This window comes from Sporotomaculum syntrophicum (assembly GCF_009932395.1).
Classification (GTDB): Bacteria; Bacillota; Desulfotomaculia; order Desulfotomaculales; family Desulfallaceae; genus Sporotomaculum; species Sporotomaculum syntrophicum.
This window is the reverse complement of sequence record NZ_LSRS01000005.1, coordinates 416,697-433,331: the sequence shown is the minus strand read 5'-3', so window position 1 is coordinate 433,331 and position 16,635 is coordinate 416,697. Positions and strand designations below refer to the sequence as shown.

Here is a 16,635-nt window from a genome sequence, read left to right as displayed (position 1 = left end):
GTACACATGTTATAAAGGAATTGTATATTATGTGAAAATTATAACAATTGCAAAACCAGCCGTATGGTAACAGCAATATAATGTCACTTATTTAGTTCAGCTAAAGGAAAATTGCTGTATCTAGCATATAGCGGGAGCGGAGGTGACATTATTGAAAACATTACGGGTTCCGGAAGCAACCGTAACCAGAATGTCCATTTACTCCAGGTTCCTGGAAAGATTGGATAGAAACGGCATAACCACGATTTCATCCAATGAAATAGCAGATGGTGTTGGTGTAAGCCCCGCCCAGGTCAGGAAAGATTTAGCTTATTTCGGTGAATTCGGCACTAGGGGAGTAGGTTATAACGTCCAAACGCTGTTAAAATACACCCTAAGAATACTCGGTCTTGACCAGACGTGGCAGCTAGCCATTGTGGGGGCTGGCAACCTCGGCCAGGCTTTGACTACCTCCCGAGGGTTCAACGCGCGTGGCTTTCATGTTGCCTGCGTGTTTGATCATGACACCAGGCGGGTAGGTCAACGAATTGGTCAACTACTTGTACAACCTCTAGGTCAGTTACCCGAACTAGCTCAAAAAGAAAATATTCGCATCGGGGTAATCACCGTGAACAATAGTATGGCCCAGGAAGTAGCCAATATCATGGTTCAAAGCGGCGTACAGGCAATTTTAAATTTTGCACCGATAACACTGCGCGTACCGGCGAATATAGAAATCCGTAATGTGGACTTATCCATTACGCTGGAGCTGTTAACCTTCAACCTAGGCCTCAAGGCTGCCCAGAGCCTGTAGCCTGCTTTTGAGGAGATGAAAACCATGGCTGCATTGCATACGCTCGACATTAAAACCGCTCAGCGTGAACAGTTTATTGATATAACTGCTGAAATCAGCGCACTTATCAAAAAAAGCAGCGTTACCGAGGGAGTCTGCCATATTTATGTGCCCCATACCACTGCAGGTGTGACAATTAATGAAGGGTACGATCCCAGCGTAATTGACGATATCCTAATGCAGCTAAATAAACTGGTGCCTCATCATGGCAGGTATACCCACCAGGAGGGGAACTCGGACGCCCATATAAAAACCTTGCTCACCGGCACCGGGCAAACTGTGCTGTTCACCAAAGGAAAACTGCTGCTGGGCACATGGCAGCGCATCTTTTTCTGCGAATATGACGGTCCCCGTCAACGCCAGGTTATTATTAAAATCTACACCGAATGAAAAATTATCAGACGATTGGTTGCATTTAGCCGTTGACATTATTAAATTTTTAGAGTAAAATACCTTTTGTTCGGTTAATCGGGATGTAGCGCAGTTTGGCTAGCGCGCTTGCCTTGGGAGCAAGAGGCCGGGGGTTCAAATCCCTCCATCCCGACCATTTTATATGTAGAATTCCAATATGGAGGGGTTCCCGAGTGGCCAAAGGGAGCAGACTGTAAATCTGCCGGCGACGCCTTCGCAGGTTCGAATCCTGCCCCCTCCACCAACCATATTGGGGCGTAGCCAAGCGGTAAGGCAACGGGCTCTGAATCCGTCATTCGATGGTTCAAATCCATCCGTCCCAGCCAAATAAAGCCGGTATTCGCAAGGTTTGCGGGTACTGGCTTTGCCATTTGCAGCGTATCTTCCGGAACAGTAGGGATGTTTAGTTTAGAACCTCAAAATTAAGAAATTATTAAAATTTTTCAATAATTATATAATTTATAACTTTAAAACCACTTATTACCTTGCCAACACACTCTTATAGTGCTAAAATCCTGTCTTTGACACTTAAAGAAGATAAAGAGCCTGAAATCCCTTGAGAATAGTGGGATCCAGGCTTTTATTATTCGTACAAAAATGCGTAATGTTATCTAGTTTTCGTTAGCTTAAAAATATTTTTTATATGCTTTAAAGTGACGATTTCGTAGTCCGTGCGGAAACCGAACGCTTCGTGTAAAGCATCGGTAAAGTCAGTTCTGGTATATATCGGCTCATAGCCTTCATTTTTTAATTCCTTAAAGTTCATTTTTCTTAAACTTCGGATAATAGTGTCGGATGTAAACTGCTCATTTAATTTCTTTTCCAGAACCCTGTAGATAACCAGCGCAATAAAACAGGTTGTAAAATGCGCAGTGATTCTGTCATCCCTTTTTAGATACACAGGCCTAGCTTTAAATTCGCTTTTCAGGATTCGGAAGCATTCTTCGATTTCCCAACGTCTTCTGTTGATTTGTGCAATTTCAGCAGCATCCTCATCCAAATTCGTGCATACAGCATAAAAACCATCATATACTGCTTCGCTTTCAATCAGGCTGGTATTAAGACTGTAGACTTCATTTTCAGCAACTTCTCCGTCATCGGTGCAGGTCTTTTTTTCAATAAACCGCTTGTAATCATTCTGCCGATGTTTTTTAATTTTCGAAGGATTTGTATCGAGAGTCTTAAGAGCCCGTTCAACTTGTGAAACACGAACTTTGCTTTGGTAGTTTTTATATTTGATGGAATAGGTAACAATTAATTTTTGCTCCAGACCACCCTCTTTAATCCAGCGTTCTTTATAGAATATTTTCTCTTTGTATTTGTTTTCATCCAGTTTACGAATATCGTAAATTCTTGTATCGTTAGCCATACGCCAGCCCTCGGGATCTAACGCCCATTCCTTGAGGAAAGATTTAAGCTTTTTAATGGATTGGGTAGTAATGAAAGCCCTGTCGGCCTTATCGTTAAATAACCTATTGCTTTTCGAGGCAAGCCCGGCATCTGTGCAGACAATAAACCTCGATAGCTTGAAATCGGACAGAATCTTTTTTTCTAAAGGTTTCAGTGTAAGCTGCTCGTTTAAGTTTCCTTCAGTAATACTAAAAGCAAGAGGTACGCCGTCTCCATCCATGAAAAGACCCATTTGAACTATAGGGTTTGGTTTGTGATCCTTGGCAAACCCATATTGCTTTAAACCTTCTTCCTGTTCAATTTCGAAAAAATAATTGGTGCAGTCATAATAGAGGATACCGGTATTGCGCTTGGAAAAAGCGAGGCTGTTTCGGTATAGGGATGCCTGAATGAAATCAGTTTCCTTAGCAATGACCTCGAGTGCCCGATAAACTTGGTGTAGTTCAAAATCCGGCGGTTCAAGCAATTCAGATGATAGTTCATATGTAGATAGCTTTGAGGAGGGAAAAAGAATTCTGCCGTAAAGCAGCCTTGAGAGAATAGAATCCAAATTGTATTCGAATTTGTATTTCCCCGAAATTTCACTGCAGATTTTATCAAGCCCGAGCTTGTGATAGAGTTTCTGAAGAAAAAGATAACCTCCGTTAAAGGTTCTTTGTTCACCCTTTTTAATCAATTTAGAAGGCGAGTACTTTGCAATTACTACAGGCTCCTTGCCCTTTTCTTCCAGTCGGTTTAATTCTGCAATATATTCTTTTGCCCATTCGATAGGATCTTGGCCGTTTAGTTTCTTTTCTAATTCTTTAAATGTGCCAAGTTTCTCAACAATTTTGGAAGTGCGTTTATTATTTTCGATGACATCTTTAATCACATAAAGAGAAGTAGCATTTTTAGATTTTGAAAGCGAGAGTCTCATATGAACAATCCCTCCAATCCCTTATATTATAGCACATTACGCAACATTACGATTAATAAACTTTGTAAATTTGGCAAAAAAAATAAGCTCTTTCAAGGCTTATAGCGTTTATTTATTTGATTAAGTGTCAAACACCCGCCAAATAAAGCTGGTATTCGCAAGGTTTGCGGGTACTGGCTTTGCCATTTGCAACGTATCTTCCGGAACAGTAGGGATGTTTAGTTTAGAACCTCAAAATTAAGAAATTATTAAAATTTTTCAATAACTATATAATTTATAACTTTAAAACCACTTATTACCTTGCCAACACACTCTTATAGTGCTAAAATAAATTATATTTTAAAAATTCCGTCTTCTGCAATTCTACATTTTATACTCCTCCTCTACTTTTTTTCCTGTAGTTTTAACTACAGCTTTTTTTTGGGTCGGCGCAGCCTCAGGTTAGTCAAAGCAGTATTACAACTCCGTTATTCTTAATAAGTTAACTCAGCTCGGCCGATGCATAAAAATTAGCCTGCAGCAGTTACTAACCGCAGGCTCATATGACCAAGCAAAAGCTGTACTTGGTGCTTGTCTGTCTAGGAGAAGTCACCGTCTATGAACTAAGTGCTATAAAACATACTGTTTAATGCGAGATATAATGATGTAATCTGGCTTGTTTACGTACTGGGCTGGTTTACCCCGCTTATTTTCTGCTTTTTTTTCATATTGGCGGCTTTGCCCATATCCCAAACTTGGCGATAGCCTGTATTCTTAGCTAATATGCCCCTCACTTGTTTCGCCAAATTTTACACCTCCCGACAAAAAATTTTATCTGTTGCTGTCTATAGCATAATTGTTTTCCCAGATATTATGTATAATGAAGTCGAATTTCATTCTTCTCGCCTGGAAATTCGTTAGTTAAGACATCAGGAAGTTATAATATATGCTCACTGCAAAGCGACCAAAAGGCCGACTTGACTGGTCATAAGTTGCTATCTCTGTCGAAAGCAGCTTAATATCTTGGCAAAGGATTTACTCATTTTGATTTGCTCATGTTGTTGACATACACATTTAACTATGTTAATATAATTTTTGCGCGGAAGAAGTAGCGCATATATAACAAGCGGCAATGGCGGAATTGGCAGACGCGTAAGATTCAGGTTCTTATGAGCGCTACGCTCGTGGAGGTTCAAGTCCTCTTTGCCGCACCAACAATTACTCCGGGGCATACCGGGGTTATTCTTTTTTGGTTGGCGCTAGTGCGAAAGGTTATAGTTCCAGCTAATCCAACATTAAAAATAATATTGAGCGCATTTGGCTAAAATGCTATAATGACTAAGCAATCAGAATGCGGCAGTGGCGGAATTGGCAGACGCGTAAGATTCAGGTTCTTATGAGCGCTACGCTCGTGGAGGTTCAAGTCCTCCCTGCCGCACCAACAATAGCTCCGGGCAATCCCGGGGCTAAATATTTAAGTAAAAAAAGTCCGGCTTCCAAAGCCGGACGGGGAGAGATAGAACTCACCAAAGCGGAGTAGTATTAGTATAACCGGTAATTTAAAGAACTATGCGTGGACCGAATGCCAAGCAACTTTCTCCAAATGGTGTTGTAGGAAAAAACCAAGGTAAAAAAAACACCTGAAAACTCGAAATATGACGAAAGATTGCAGTCATAAATAAAGGACAACCCCTACTATATGTATAGTATGGCAAATAAGTAGGGGGGTTTTACATGATTAAAAAAAATATTTATTGGATTATCATAATATGCTTTTCAGCCCTTGTCTCAGGAAATGCACCGACAGCAACCGCCGCAGATAGTGACACGGACAACCCCAACCAATATATTTTTTTATTTTACGTGGAGGGTTTAAATGACACCGAGCTTGACGGCTCGGGACTGCCCAACATGAAAAAGCTGAAAAGCACCGGCATTAGCTACCAGCATGTGACCAAAACAATACCGGCCGAAGAACAGGAAGCCTTCTTATCGTTAACTCGGTCATTGTCAAATAATAATATCGATTGCCTGGCTGTTGATGGTGGGAAGAAGTTAACCACTGCGCTGGCCAAGAAAAACGGTCTGGAATTAATTTCGGAAAAAAATGATCAGCTGGCTGTGGACAGGTTATTAGAGAAAATCAAGGGGCAGCCTGACCAGTTTACGGCTATCTACCTGGATGACGCCAGTCAAACAGAAAAGCCGGGGCGCAAGTGGTCAACTGCCGACAACCAGGTGGGCAGGGTCATCAACCAGTTGATGCGCTCAGACAAGCTAGCCAACACGACTATTATCATAACCGGCGGTGGTGACACGCCGCCCCTGGTCATCTTCAACAATGGCCAAAATCAGCCGGAAAGTTATTATCACTGCCGCCAGCTGGATATTGCGCCAACGATTTGCAAAATATACGGCATTACACCGCCGGCAGCAATAACCGGGAGTGTACTTTACGAATGCCTGTCACAATCATCGAGCAAAGCATTAACCAGTAACCTGAAACTTAGAATTAATGATTTGCAAAAGGAAACCCAGCAGTATAATCAACAAATTATACTGCTTCATAAAGAACGGCAAACAGTTATAGCACAGCAAGCTGATTTAAAGAAGGCTAGAGAAGATATCCAACAAATTATTTTGGCCAAGGACAGCACCATAGAACGGTTGAGTTTACAAATCAAAATCTTAAAGATTTTGGGTACGGTTATTTTAAGTATATTATTAATCGGGTATATATTTTTATATCGATGGCTTCGTAAAAAGTATCTTCTTTTTTAAATCACCTGTTCATCGGCATACCTTAAGAAGAGGCAGCCAAAATTAAGCTGGTGGTAGAAATGAAAGATATGATTCGCAAAAATATCGACCGACGACGTATTTTACGAGCTTAACCACAAGCTGGATAATTTTTAGCATTACAGAGCTATGGAAACTTACTCTTAAACAGTGCGTTCCGTCTGCAGCCTGATACATTAGCACAATACCCAGATTGCCGGCCATACGCTGTATGTTTTTGGCGGTAATAACACTATTGCGGCTGGGTTCCAGCACCAACAATACATCCACTCCCCAGTCTGTGCCCCGAATTAAATGTCCTATGCCGGCGCCTATATCTAAAATAACGATATCCTTTTGGTCCAGTAGCCGTGGCCGCAGCAAATATATTATTAAACAAAGAAATTTACTGTGATTCCTTTTTGAAAACTTTCTACGTTAAATAGGCCAAATAAGGAATAAAATAATCGATGCTGATACGAAAAGACGGTAATTATTAACCGTCTTTTCTAGAATTAGTATTACTTGACATCCGCAGTATTCTACTAATAAAATAATTTGACAGTCAAAGTTGTAAACATTATACTATGGGTATATAGACAAAATCTCGGTAATTGTTACAATAATTTAGCTATTTTGCGTTTATTCGCCATAGTATTACATTTCCTAGCCAACCAATGATTGCCTTAATAGATTAATCAACTAGCATAATCAACATAAATTACCGGGATTACATATGAACTGGATAACCCTTACAGGTAATCTGGTTTGTTTATTACTGTTTTTTAGCCCTGGCGCAAGTTTATATTGTTATGCTATGACGTCTAATCTAGTAGAGAACGGATGTGATGCTTCAAATGAGTGAGAAACCTGCAAAGGTTGGTGCTGTACTGGTAGTTGGCTCAGGTATTGCCGGTATTCAGGCATCGCTTGATTTAGCGGAATCAGGGTATTATGTATACCTAGTAGAGAAAAATTCCGCCATTGGTGGTATCATGCCTGCACTGGACAAAACTTTCCCCACCAACGATTGCTCGATGTGCATCCTGTCTCCCAAGCTAGTTGACTGTGGGAGACACTTGAATGTTAACACCATTACCAATACCGAAGTATTGGACATTCAAGGCGAGCCAGGTAATTTCAAAGTCACCCTTAAGCAGAAGGCACGTTACGTTGACCCAACCAAATGCACCGGTTGTGGTTCCTGTTCCGAGCAATGCCCTGTTAAAGTGCCTGACGAGTTTAATCAGAGGTTAAACAATCGCAAGGCCATCTATAAGCTATATGCTCAAGCCTTTCCTAATGCATATGCTATTGACCCTACCAAATGTCTAAGAATGAAAAAGCCCAAGGCCTGTGGCAAATGCTTACAAGCTTGCCAGGCTGGTGCCATCGACCATACCATGACCGACCAAATCATGGAAATTGAAGTAGGTTCGGTTATCCTCTGCCCAGGGTTTGAAAAATTTGACTCTAGCCAGCTAGCCTACTATGGCTACGGCAAACACCCCAACGTGGTCACCAGCATGGAATTTGAGCGTCTCCTAAGTGCTTCCGGACCCTTTGGCGGGCATTTGCAACGCCCTTCCGACGGCAAGGAACCCCATAAGATCGCCTGGATTCAATGTGTTGGTTCCCGTAACTGCCGCATCGATCGCGGATACTGCTCTTCGGTATGCTGCATGTACGCCATTAAAGAAGCCGAAATTGCCAAAGAGCACTCCCCTTACCCCTTAGAAACAGCTATTTTCTTTATGGATATGCGCACATATGGTAAAGATTTTGAGCAATATTATCATAAAGCTGAACATGAAGTAGGTGTCCGGTTTATTCGTTCCAGGGTTTACGAAATTGTCGAAGCCGGAGACGGTAGCGGTAATTGTCGTATTAGATATGCCGACGATGCTGGCAACATCACTTACGAAGACTTCGATTTGGCCGTATTATCCATCGGGCTGGACCCGCCTGCCGATATGATAGAGCTAGCCGGTAAACTGGGTATAAAATTAAATAAGTATAATTTCTGCCAGAGCGCCCCCTTAACCGGTGTAGGCACCAATAGACCGGGTATTTTTGTGGCAGGCGCCTTCAGCAGCCCCAGGGACATTCCAGAAACCGTCATGCAGGCCAGCGCCGCAGCAGCGGATTCGGCAGCCGGTTTGGCAGAGGTGCGCAGCACTCTGACAAAAATTAAAGAATACCCGTCTGAAATAGACGTGGCCGGTGAAATTGTACGCACCGGTGTATTTGTGTGCCATTGTGGCATAAATATTGGCAGCGTGGTCAATGTACCATCAGTTGCTGAATACGCCAGAACACTACCAACCGTAGTTTTTGCAACTGATAACCTGTACACCTGCTCACAGGATACATCAGCTCAAATTAAAGATGCCATCCGTGAGCATAACCTGAACAGAGTAATTGTGGCTTCCTGCAGTCCCCGGACCCACGAGCCCATGTTCCAGGAGACATTAAAAGAAGCGGGGCTCAACCCGAATTTGTTTGAAATGACCAATATCCGCGACCAGTGTTCCTGGGTGCACATGCATGAGCCCGAAAAAGCCACTGAAAAAGCCAAGGATTTAGTGAAGATGGCTGTCTACCGGGCTGCCCTTCTGGAACCGATTAGTTCGGTTAGCTTGGACATGAATCACGACGCCCTGGTAATAGGCGGCGGTGTGTCCGGCATGACCAGTGCAGTAAACTTATCAAAACAAGGATATAAAGTATTCCTGGTGGAGAAGGCAGACGTACTAGGAGGCACGGCCAACCGTATTCGCTATGGAATGAACGGCGAAGATATACCGGCTTTTGTTAGCAATTTAATTAATCAAGTTACCACTGATGAGAAAATCACCGTCTATACCGGTGTTGAAATATCCGACGTACATGGTTTTGTGGGCAACTTTGAAACTACCATCAGTAGCGGCGAAGTACTCAAGCATGGTGTAACGATTATTGCTACCGGTGCTGATGAATACAAGCCTACTGAATACCTGTACGGGCAAAACGACCGGGTTATAACGCTCCTGGAAATGGAAGCTTTACTGGCCGAGGTTGATAACAAGGTTCGAGACGCTAAAAATATTGTCTTTATTCAGTGTGTCGGTAGTCGTGAGCCCGAGCGCCCTTACTGCAGCAGAATATGCTGCACCAAATCCATTAAACAAGCGCTGCTGGTCAAGGAAGCCAATCCCGAGGCCAATGTTTACGTGTTATACCGGGATATCAGAACTTATGCTTTCTATGAAGAACTTTACACCGAAGCCCGTAGGAAGGGGATTATCTTTATTCGCTATGAATTGGATAATAAACCGGTCGTAGAAGCAGCCGACAACGGTTTGAAGGTTACGGTAACCGACCATGTGCTGGGCATACCCATAGAAATAGAGGCAGATTTAGTCGCACTTGCTTCCGCTGTTATGTCGCCTAGGGAAAACAACAGCAAGTTGAGCCAATTCTATAAAGTGCCTTTGAATCAGGATGGTTTCTTCCTGGAAGCGCATATGAAGCTGCGCCCGGTTGATTTTGGTACTGACGGCGTATTTATGTGCGGCTTAGCCCATGGGCCCAAAAACTTGGAGGAGAATGTCAACCAGGCTAAGGCTGCTGTGGGACGTGCCTGTACTGTGCTGGCTAAGAACACCATTACGGTGGAAGGCAAGAGCGCTTTTGTTAACAAAAATAAGTGTACAGGCTGTGGCGAATGTGAAAATGTTTGCCCGGCCAAGGCTGTACAGGTTGACCCGGAACAAAGAGTGGCCGTGGTTAACGATGCCCTGTGTAAAGGATGCGGTGCCTGTGCATCCTCTTGCCGCTGCGGAGCCATCAACATCAAGGGCTGTACCAACCAACAATTAGTCGCTATGTTAGACGCGCTATAGATGGGGGAGGGAAATGGATATCATGGAATATGAACCTAAAATTGTAGCATTCTTATGCAACTGGTGTAGTTATGCCGGTGCAGACCTGGCCGGTATAGGTCGTATCCAGTACCCGCCCAATATCCGGGTGATACGTGTACCTTGTTCCGGAAGGATCAACCCTTTATTTATTATAAAAGCACTTCGGCTCGGAGCAGATGCAGTGCTGACCTCCGGGTGACACCCCGGTGACTGCCACTATGTAAGTGGCAACGTGGTAGCCCGCAGGAAATTTGCTTTATTAAAAGAATTACTGGAGTATGTCGGCTATGATGAAGGCCGGGTTAACTTTACCTGGGTATCCGCGGCCGAAGGTGGTCGTTTTGCTGAGATTGTCAAAAAAGTCACGGAAAATACAAAAAAACTTGGTCCCAACAAGGGCCTAACTGATAGTAAAGCGGGGTGTTGCGGATGTCAAAGCTAGCCGAGCAAATCAAAGGTGCCGCTAAAAAGCTGCTGACCGAAAAGAAGGTTGACCTGGTGGTCGGCTTTACCGAAGGCAGTCTCCCGCTACGCGGCACACCGTTTTTTGCTAGGACCCCCGAAGAAGCTGATCAACTGACCTGGAATCTGGACTGTGAAAATAACCTGGCCAATTACTTGCGTAAAAAACCAGGTAAAGTAGCTGTAGTGGCCAAGGGCTGCGACGTGCGGTCTATTGTGGCCTTGATTAAGGAAAACCAGCTTAACCGGGACAATCTTTATATCATTGGGGTGCCCTGCAGGGGTATGATTGACCGCAGAAAAGTAGCTGAACTGCTGAGTGGCCAGGAGGTTTTGGCCATCGAAGAAAACGGTGATACCTTGGTTATAAAAGGCAATAACAGCAGCGTAACCGCCAAGGTAGCCGACCTGCTGCACAATTCCTGCCGGGATTGTAGTTATGGTAACCCGGTAATTTATGATGAGCTAATCGGTGAATTGCTGCCCGAGAAGGAAGCTGCTGATTTTAACGAAATTAAAGCATTTGAAGCAAAAACCACCGCAGAGCGCAGGGCCTTTATGAACAGTGAATTCAGCAAATGTATCAGGTGCTATGCCTGCCGGAACGCTTGCCCCATGTGCTACTGCGAAGAGTGTTTTGTAGACTGCAACCAGCCGGAATGGATCGGTAAGAGTGCTTATAATGTAGAGGATAACATTCTCTTCCAAGTAGTCAGAGTGTTCCACTTAGCCGGACGCTGTGTTGATTGTGGTGCTTGTGAGCGGGCCTGCCCAATGGGCATTAACCTGCGCCTGTTAACCCGTAAAACGGTTAAAGACGTTAAAGAGCTGTTTAACGCCGAGGCCGGGGTTAACCTTGAAGATAAGCCGGTTCTGGCTACATTTACCAACGACGATCCAGAAGCTTTCTTGTTGAAGGAATGAGGTGAAACTGATGATAATTAGCAAAAAAGACATACCCGGCTTCCTGGATAAATTAATTAGCGAATATCAAGTTTTTGCCCCTGTGCAAGAAGGCTCTTTCACTCTATTCAAACCAATTAGTTCCGGCACCAACGCTGATTTGACAGCTGCTAATACCAAACTTCCGGCCAAAGAAATATTTTTCCCACAGTCGGAAAAACTGTTCAGCTACAACGCTACCGAGGAAGGTGTCAAGGTAGAAGAGGTCCTTGATGAACAGAAAAAAGTCATTTTCGGCGTCCGCCCCTGCGATGCCAGAAGTCTTGTTTTGCTGGACAATGTATTTGATAACGATAAATTCCAGGATCCTTATTACTTAACCAAACGGGCCAATACCATCATGATCGGCATCGGCTGCAACACCCCCCTTAGCACCTGCTTTTGCACCTCGGTAAACGGCAGTCCTTTTGACACCAAAGGCCTGGATTTACTGCTGGTGGATATAGGTGATGCTTACGTAGTGGAAGTGGTATCGGACAAAGGCAAGTCACTGGCTGAACAGGCTGGTTTGGCCGCTGCTACGGATGCAGACAAGGCTGCCGCCGCTAAGATAAAGGAAACCGCCACGATAACTTGCCAGGTGAATACCGACGGCCTCAAAGAGAAGCTGGATACTAACTTTTATTGGCCCATCTGGGATAGAATTCACGAAAAATGCCTGGGCTGTGGTGCCTGCACCTACCTGTGCCCAACCTGCCACTGCTTCGACATAGTGGACGACGCCAAGGACTGCAATGGATGCCGGGTGCGCAACTGGGATTCCTGCGCTTTCCCGATTTTCACCTTGCACGGTTCCGGCCACAACCCACGGACCAGCAATAAAGAACGCTATCGCCAAAGAATCATGCATAAGTTTAAATATTTCGTTGATAACTTCAATGAAATCGCCTGCGTTGGTTGCGGCAGGTGCATTAATAATTGCCCCGTTAATTTGGACATCAGGGCAGTCCTTGAAGATGTTCGGGGCTCGGAAGCGAGGTTGGATAGCTAATGAAAAATCCATATCTACCGCTACCTATGAAACTGGTGAAAAACTTTACTGAAACTGAAGATAAGCTCATCCACACCTTTACCCTGCAGTTTTTAAGTGAGGAAGACGAAAAGAGTTTTCCGTACATGCCGGGGCAGTTTGCCGAGCTGTGTGTATTTGGTAAAGGAGAAGCGCCTTTCGGCATGGCTTCTTCTCCAACTGAGCCTGGTTTTCTAAAATTCTCCATTGCTAAAGTGGGTGTTGTTTCTACTGCTCTTCACATGATGGAAGAGGGAAACATGGTTGGTGTGCGCGGACCTCTGGGTAACTACTACCCGGTTGATGAACTTAAGGGTAAAAATGTGGTTATTATTGGCGGTGGTTTCGCGTTTACTACTTTGCGCTCGCTGGCTACCTATATGCTGCAGCCCGAGCATCGTGGTGATTATGGAGACATCACCGTGATTTACGGGGCCAGAAATCCCGGTTTGCTACTATATAAAGAAGAGCTGGCTGCCTGGGAACAGAATCCAAACATTAACTTAGTAACCACCATTGACAGCGCGGTGGACGGCTGGAATGGCCGGGTAGGCTTTATCCCCTCCGTTACCGAGGAGGTAGCCCCCAGTTCCGAAAATACCTATGCTATTGTATGTGGACCGCCGGTAATGATTAAATTTACCATGCCTGTGTTGGAAAAGCTCGGTTTTCCGGACGAAAGAATCATTATGTCCCTGGAAAACCGCATGAAATGCGGCATTGGCATGTGCGGCAGATGTAATGTTGGTGGCAAATACGTCTGTAAGGATGGCCCGGTATTTACTAAAGCCCAACTCAATGAACTGCCCGGTGAATATTAAGCAGCTAATTAAGTTCAATTAATATAAATTGGCGTCTCTTTAGTTGTTATTAAAGAGACGCTTCAACAGATAACCACTTGCTATTTCGTATGTAAGATTAAGAGGGGAGGGTCAAAATTGGAAGCTGTGAAAGCTGTCGATTTCAACCCCAAATTTAGGGATAAAGTTGCCGAACTGCTGAAGAGCTACGACTTTAGTAACTGTCTGAACTGCGGCATGTGCACAGCAGGTTGCCCGTATACCGACCTTGTGGAAAGCTTTGATCCCCGTAAATTTATCCGCAAAGTACTGCTGGGCATGGAAGAGGCAGCATATGCCGACCCGTACATGTGGTTCTGCAACATGTGCGAACACTGCACTGTCGAGTGTCCCATGAACGTTAACATAGCCGCACTGGTCAAGTCGATCCGCAGCATGTGGGACAAGGACAAGATTGCCGGCCGCCTGCAGGAGTTGGACAAAGAGCGTACTGCGTCCGACAACCTGCCCTCGACGGGTCTGGTGGCCTTAGTGGATGTCAACAAGTGTGCTGCCTGCCTTACCTGCGTACGGTTATGCCCCGTGGAAGCGCCCCAGATACATAATGGCGCGGCGGTAATCGATCCCGTACTGTGCAAGGGCTGTGGCATTTGTGCGGGTGAATGTCCCAATAAAGCCATTACAGTCCTTGGGTACTATGAGCTCATGCTAAAAAATATGGATAGCTTAATTGCTGGATGGTCTATTTAAGGAGGTGCATTGAGGTGCCAGAATTTGAGCCAAAAATTGTAGCTTTTTGCTGCCGCTACTGCGCTTATACAGCTGCAGACCTGGCTGGTTCGATGCGGTTGCAGTATTCTCCCAACATCAGAGTGGTGGAAATGCCATGCTCCGGTACCATTGAACACGGATTGATTTTGAGTACCTTTGAAAAGGGTGTCGACGGAGTATATATTGCCGGCTGCAATCTCGGTGATTGTCACTTTTTAAAGGGTAACGTACGCGCGATTAAGCGGGTGGCGGCAGTGAAAAAGATACTCGATGAGATTGGTTTAGGTGGCGAACGACTGGAATTTTTCCACGTGCCTGCTTCAGAAGGGACGAAATTTGCTCAGGTAGCCAATGAAATGACAGAACGGATCCGCCAGCTCGGACCTAGCCCCTTGAATAAAAACGCGGCCGGTAACGCACAGAAAGAAGGTGGCCAAACAGCATGATAGTAGCACAACAAAAACCCGTTAGTGAAATTGCGCAAATGATAAGTGACTGTAAAAAGGTGTTGTTCCTGGGCTGTGCAGGATGCGTAACGGTTTGCCTAGCCGGCGGTGAAAAGGAAACCGATGTTCTGGCCTCGGCTATACGCATTAAACGCACTCTGGAAAGCAATCCTCTGGAGGCCACTACTTTTACCTGCACCAGGCAGTGCGACCCCGAGTACATCGTGGGTATTGATAACCTGGTCAAGGATGTCGACGCCATTGTATCTCTGGCCTGCGGTGTTGGCGTGCAATATTTAGCCGAGCGTTTTAAAGATAAATGGGTGGTACCGGCCCTTGACACCAAGTTCATCGGAGGTTCTGTGGTGCACGGCCTGTGGGAAGAAAAGTGCGGGTTGTGCGGGGAATGCATTTTACACCGAACTGGCGGCATCTGTCCCATCATCCGCTGCTCCAAGAGCATATTAAACGGTCCCTGCGGCGGGTCTCAGCACGGTAAGTGTGAAGTAGACAAAGACGTCGACTGCGCCTGGCAGCTAATTTACGACCGTATGAGGGCACTGGGCAAACTTGATAAACTGATGGAAATCCAGCCAATCAAGGATTGGTCCAAATCACGGGACGGCGGGCCACGTAAGGCTATCAGGGAGGATGTGATGATCGATGAGTAACCTAAGTAAACTTCAGCAAGTACTTGACAGCGGTCAATTCACGGTAACTGCAGAAATCGGGCCGCCCAAGCATTCTTCAGCCGAGGGTATTCGCCATCACGCCGAAATGATGCAAGATTACGTGGACGCCACCAATATTACTGACAACCAGACAGCAATTGTGCGGATGTCCAGCATAGCCGCCGGTGTACATGTGCTAAATAGCGGCATTGAACCGATCATCCAGATGACCTGCCGAGATCGCAACCGGATTGCTATGCAGTCAGATTTATTGGGCGCCTACAGCCTGGGTATGCGCAATGTACTTTGCCTATCAGGCGATCACCAGAAGTTTGGCAACCATCCCACGGCCAAAAACGTGTATGATGTCGATTCCATGCAATTAATTGAAAATCTACGCCGTATGCGGGACGAAAAGGTGTTTTTCTGTGGTGAGGCTATTAAGGAAGCTGAGCCCCAGTTCTTCATCGGGGCAGTGGCGAACCCCTTTGCCGATCCCTTCGAATTCCGGGTGGACCGCTTGGAGAAGAAAGTGAATGCCGGTGCCCAGTTTATCCAAACCCAGTGTATCTTTGATATGGAACGCTTTGAGCGGTTCATGGAAATGGTACGGGAGCGAGGTTTAGATCAACGGGTGCACATCCTGGCCGGAGTAACCCCGATGAAAAGCTGGAGGGCCGCCAGTTATATGCAAAACAACGTCAGTGGTATGATCGTACCCGACGAGTTGGTGGAACGGCTTAAAAACGCTGAAGATCCCAAACGCGAAGGTTTAGATATTTGTATTGAACAAATTAAGTATATCAAAGAAAAAATTAAGGGCGTACACGGGGTGCACATCATGGCTATCGCCTGGGAAGAAGTGGTCCCAGAAATTGTGGAAAAATCAGGCCTGTACCCACGGCCTAAGGTGGATTAAGCCATTTTATAACACGATTAACTGTATGTTCAATAACGCAAAGACCCTCTTGAAGAGGGTCTTTTTAATTTCTAACAAGGCATTTTGACTTCTTTGTAGTAAATTGCAAGCAGGACATTTGCTATGCGAAGAAAAATATAATGATACAAAACCCAAATTATTGCGATAAGCAACCCTTTTTACATAATCAAATTGCAGACAGCTCTGACCTGACTGCGATTTGGTATATTTTTTACATGTTAAATAGATATCATGTTTCTTAAGAACTGCATAAAATGGGCAATGGTACGCGGTAAAAAACCACTATCTAACAACAAACACCAATATAACCGCAAATATAACTAAACTCGTGTGCCAAAACGT

At 44.8% G+C, this 16,635-nt stretch carries 14 protein-coding genes and 5 tRNA genes; 17 read left to right on the top strand and 2 right to left on the bottom strand.

Annotation, left to right across the window (positions count from 1 at the left end; genetic code table 11):
- Window positions 1-151: 151 nt before the first annotated feature.
- The 5 genes from SPSYN_RS12260 (at window position 152) to SPSYN_RS12240 (ending at window position 1,569) form a co-directional block, all read left to right on the top strand.
- Window positions 152-793: a redox-sensing transcriptional repressor Rex gene (locus SPSYN_RS12260; RefSeq protein ID WP_161822756.1), complete on the top strand. Its 642-nt coding sequence runs from the start codon at window positions 152-154 to the stop codon at window positions 791-793.
- Between the two features lie 24 nt (window positions 794-817).
- Window positions 818-1,222, top strand: a complete 405-nt coding sequence (locus SPSYN_RS12255; protein ID WP_161822755.1) for a secondary thiamine-phosphate synthase enzyme YjbQ — start codon at window positions 818-820, stop codon at window positions 1,220-1,222.
- A 79-nt stretch (window positions 1,223-1,301) separates the two neighbouring features.
- Window positions 1,302-1,379 (top strand) — tRNA-Pro (locus SPSYN_RS12250).
- 23 nt (window positions 1,380-1,402) lie between these two features.
- Window positions 1,403-1,487: transfer RNA gene (locus SPSYN_RS12245), tRNA-Tyr, on the top strand.
- Between the two features lie 7 nt (window positions 1,488-1,494).
- A tRNA-Gln gene (locus SPSYN_RS12240) sits at window positions 1,495-1,569 on the top strand.
- Between the two features lie 281 nt (window positions 1,570-1,850).
- Here SPSYN_RS12240 and SPSYN_RS12235 read toward each other — a convergent pair.
- Together SPSYN_RS12235 and SPSYN_RS16265 are read right to left on the bottom strand one after the other, a co-directional pair.
- Window positions 1,851-3,569 carry an IS1634 family transposase gene (locus tag SPSYN_RS12235; RefSeq protein ID WP_161822754.1) on the bottom strand — a complete coding sequence of 573 codons (1,719 nt, stop codon included), beginning with the start codon at window positions 3,567-3,569 and terminating at the stop codon, window positions 1,851-1,853.
- Window positions 3,570-4,228: 659 nt separating this feature from the next.
- Window positions 4,229-4,354, bottom strand: coding sequence for a hypothetical protein (locus SPSYN_RS16265; protein ID WP_279279287.1), 126 nt, complete (start codon window positions 4,352-4,354; stop codon window positions 4,229-4,231).
- Window positions 4,355-4,674: 320 nt separating this feature from the next.
- Between SPSYN_RS16265 and SPSYN_RS12230 the strand changes: the two genes are divergently transcribed.
- From SPSYN_RS12230 to SPSYN_RS12175, 12 genes are all read left to right on the top strand, one after another.
- Window positions 4,675-4,762 (top strand) — tRNA-Leu (locus tag SPSYN_RS12230).
- Between the two features lie 139 nt (window positions 4,763-4,901).
- Window positions 4,902-4,989: transfer RNA gene (locus tag SPSYN_RS12225), tRNA-Leu, on the top strand.
- A 293-nt stretch (window positions 4,990-5,282) separates the two neighbouring features.
- The gene (locus SPSYN_RS12220) at window positions 5,283-6,329 is read left to right on the top strand and encodes an LTA synthase family protein (RefSeq protein WP_161822753.1); all 1,047 of its coding nucleotides are present in this window, start codon (window positions 5,283-5,285) and stop codon (window positions 6,327-6,329) included.
- 854 nt (window positions 6,330-7,183) lie between these two features.
- Window positions 7,184-10,210, top strand: coding sequence for a CoB--CoM heterodisulfide reductase iron-sulfur subunit A family protein (locus SPSYN_RS12215; RefSeq protein ID WP_161822752.1), 3,027 nt, complete (start codon window positions 7,184-7,186; stop codon window positions 10,208-10,210).
- 22 nt (window positions 10,211-10,232) lie between these two features.
- Window positions 10,233-10,673: a hydrogenase iron-sulfur subunit gene (locus SPSYN_RS12210; protein WP_161822830.1), complete on the top strand. Its 441-nt coding sequence runs from the start codon at window positions 10,233-10,235 to the stop codon at window positions 10,671-10,673.
- Window positions 10,661-11,617 (top strand): 4Fe-4S dicluster domain-containing protein, encoded by a 957-nt coding sequence (locus SPSYN_RS12205; protein ID WP_161822751.1) that lies wholly within the window; start codon window positions 10,661-10,663, stop codon window positions 11,615-11,617. The genes SPSYN_RS12210 and SPSYN_RS12205 overlap by 13 nt, the downstream gene beginning before the upstream one ends.
- Window positions 11,618-11,627: 10 nt before the next feature.
- A complete protein-coding gene (locus SPSYN_RS12200) occupies window positions 11,628-12,647 on the top strand; it encodes a 4Fe-4S dicluster domain-containing protein (protein ID WP_161822750.1) in 1,020 nt (339 codons plus the stop codon).
- Window positions 12,647-13,486, top strand: a complete 840-nt coding sequence (locus SPSYN_RS12195) for an FAD/NAD(P)-binding protein (RefSeq protein WP_161822749.1) — start codon at window positions 12,647-12,649, stop codon at window positions 13,484-13,486. Before SPSYN_RS12200 ends, SPSYN_RS12195 begins: the two co-directional genes overlap by 1 nt.
- Window positions 13,487-13,612: 126 nt before the next feature.
- Complete coding sequence (locus SPSYN_RS16360; protein WP_341478880.1) at window positions 13,613-14,215, top strand: 4Fe-4S dicluster domain-containing protein; 603 nt, start codon at window positions 13,613-13,615, stop codon at window positions 14,213-14,215.
- 14 nt (window positions 14,216-14,229) lie between these two features.
- A complete protein-coding gene (locus SPSYN_RS12185; protein ID WP_161822748.1) occupies window positions 14,230-14,682 on the top strand; it encodes a hydrogenase iron-sulfur subunit in 453 nt (150 codons plus the stop codon).
- Window positions 14,679-15,353 carry a methylenetetrahydrofolate reductase C-terminal domain-containing protein gene (locus tag SPSYN_RS12180; protein ID WP_161822747.1) on the top strand — a complete coding sequence of 225 codons (675 nt, stop codon included), beginning with the start codon at window positions 14,679-14,681 and terminating at the stop codon, window positions 15,351-15,353. Before SPSYN_RS12185 ends, SPSYN_RS12180 begins: the two co-directional genes overlap by 4 nt.
- The gene (locus tag SPSYN_RS12175; protein WP_161822746.1) at window positions 15,346-16,272 is read left to right on the top strand and encodes a methylenetetrahydrofolate reductase; all 927 of its coding nucleotides are present in this window, start codon (window positions 15,346-15,348) and stop codon (window positions 16,270-16,272) included. Before SPSYN_RS12180 ends, SPSYN_RS12175 begins: the two co-directional genes overlap by 8 nt.
- The last annotated feature ends 363 nt before the right edge of the window (window positions 16,273-16,635 follow it).

Bases quoted from the DNA above. Each gene is read 5' to 3' on its own strand.
- SPSYN_RS12255 (WP_161822755.1), top strand. From the start codon at position 818: ATGGCTGCATTGCATACGCTCGACATTAAAACCGCTCAGCGTGAACAG.
- SPSYN_RS12235 (WP_161822754.1), bottom strand. From the start codon at position 3,569: ATGAGACTCTCGCTTTCAAAATCTAAAAATGCTACTTCTCTTTATGTG.
- SPSYN_RS12220 (WP_161822753.1), top strand. From the start codon at position 5,283: ATGATTAAAAAAAATATTTATTGGATTATCATAATATGCTTTTCAGCC.
- SPSYN_RS12215 (WP_161822752.1), top strand. From the start codon at position 7,184: ATGAGTGAGAAACCTGCAAAGGTTGGTGCTGTACTGGTAGTTGGCTCA.
- SPSYN_RS12205 (WP_161822751.1), top strand. From the start codon at position 10,661: ATGTCAAAGCTAGCCGAGCAAATCAAAGGTGCCGCTAAAAAGCTGCTG.
- SPSYN_RS12200 (WP_161822750.1), top strand. From the start codon at position 11,628: ATGATAATTAGCAAAAAAGACATACCCGGCTTCCTGGATAAATTAATT.
- SPSYN_RS12195 (WP_161822749.1), top strand. From the start codon at position 12,647: ATGAAAAATCCATATCTACCGCTACCTATGAAACTGGTGAAAAACTTT.
- SPSYN_RS12180 (WP_161822747.1), top strand. From the start codon at position 14,679: ATGATAGTAGCACAACAAAAACCCGTTAGTGAAATTGCGCAAATGATA.
- SPSYN_RS12175 (WP_161822746.1), top strand. From the start codon at position 15,346: ATGAGTAACCTAAGTAAACTTCAGCAAGTACTTGACAGCGGTCAATTC.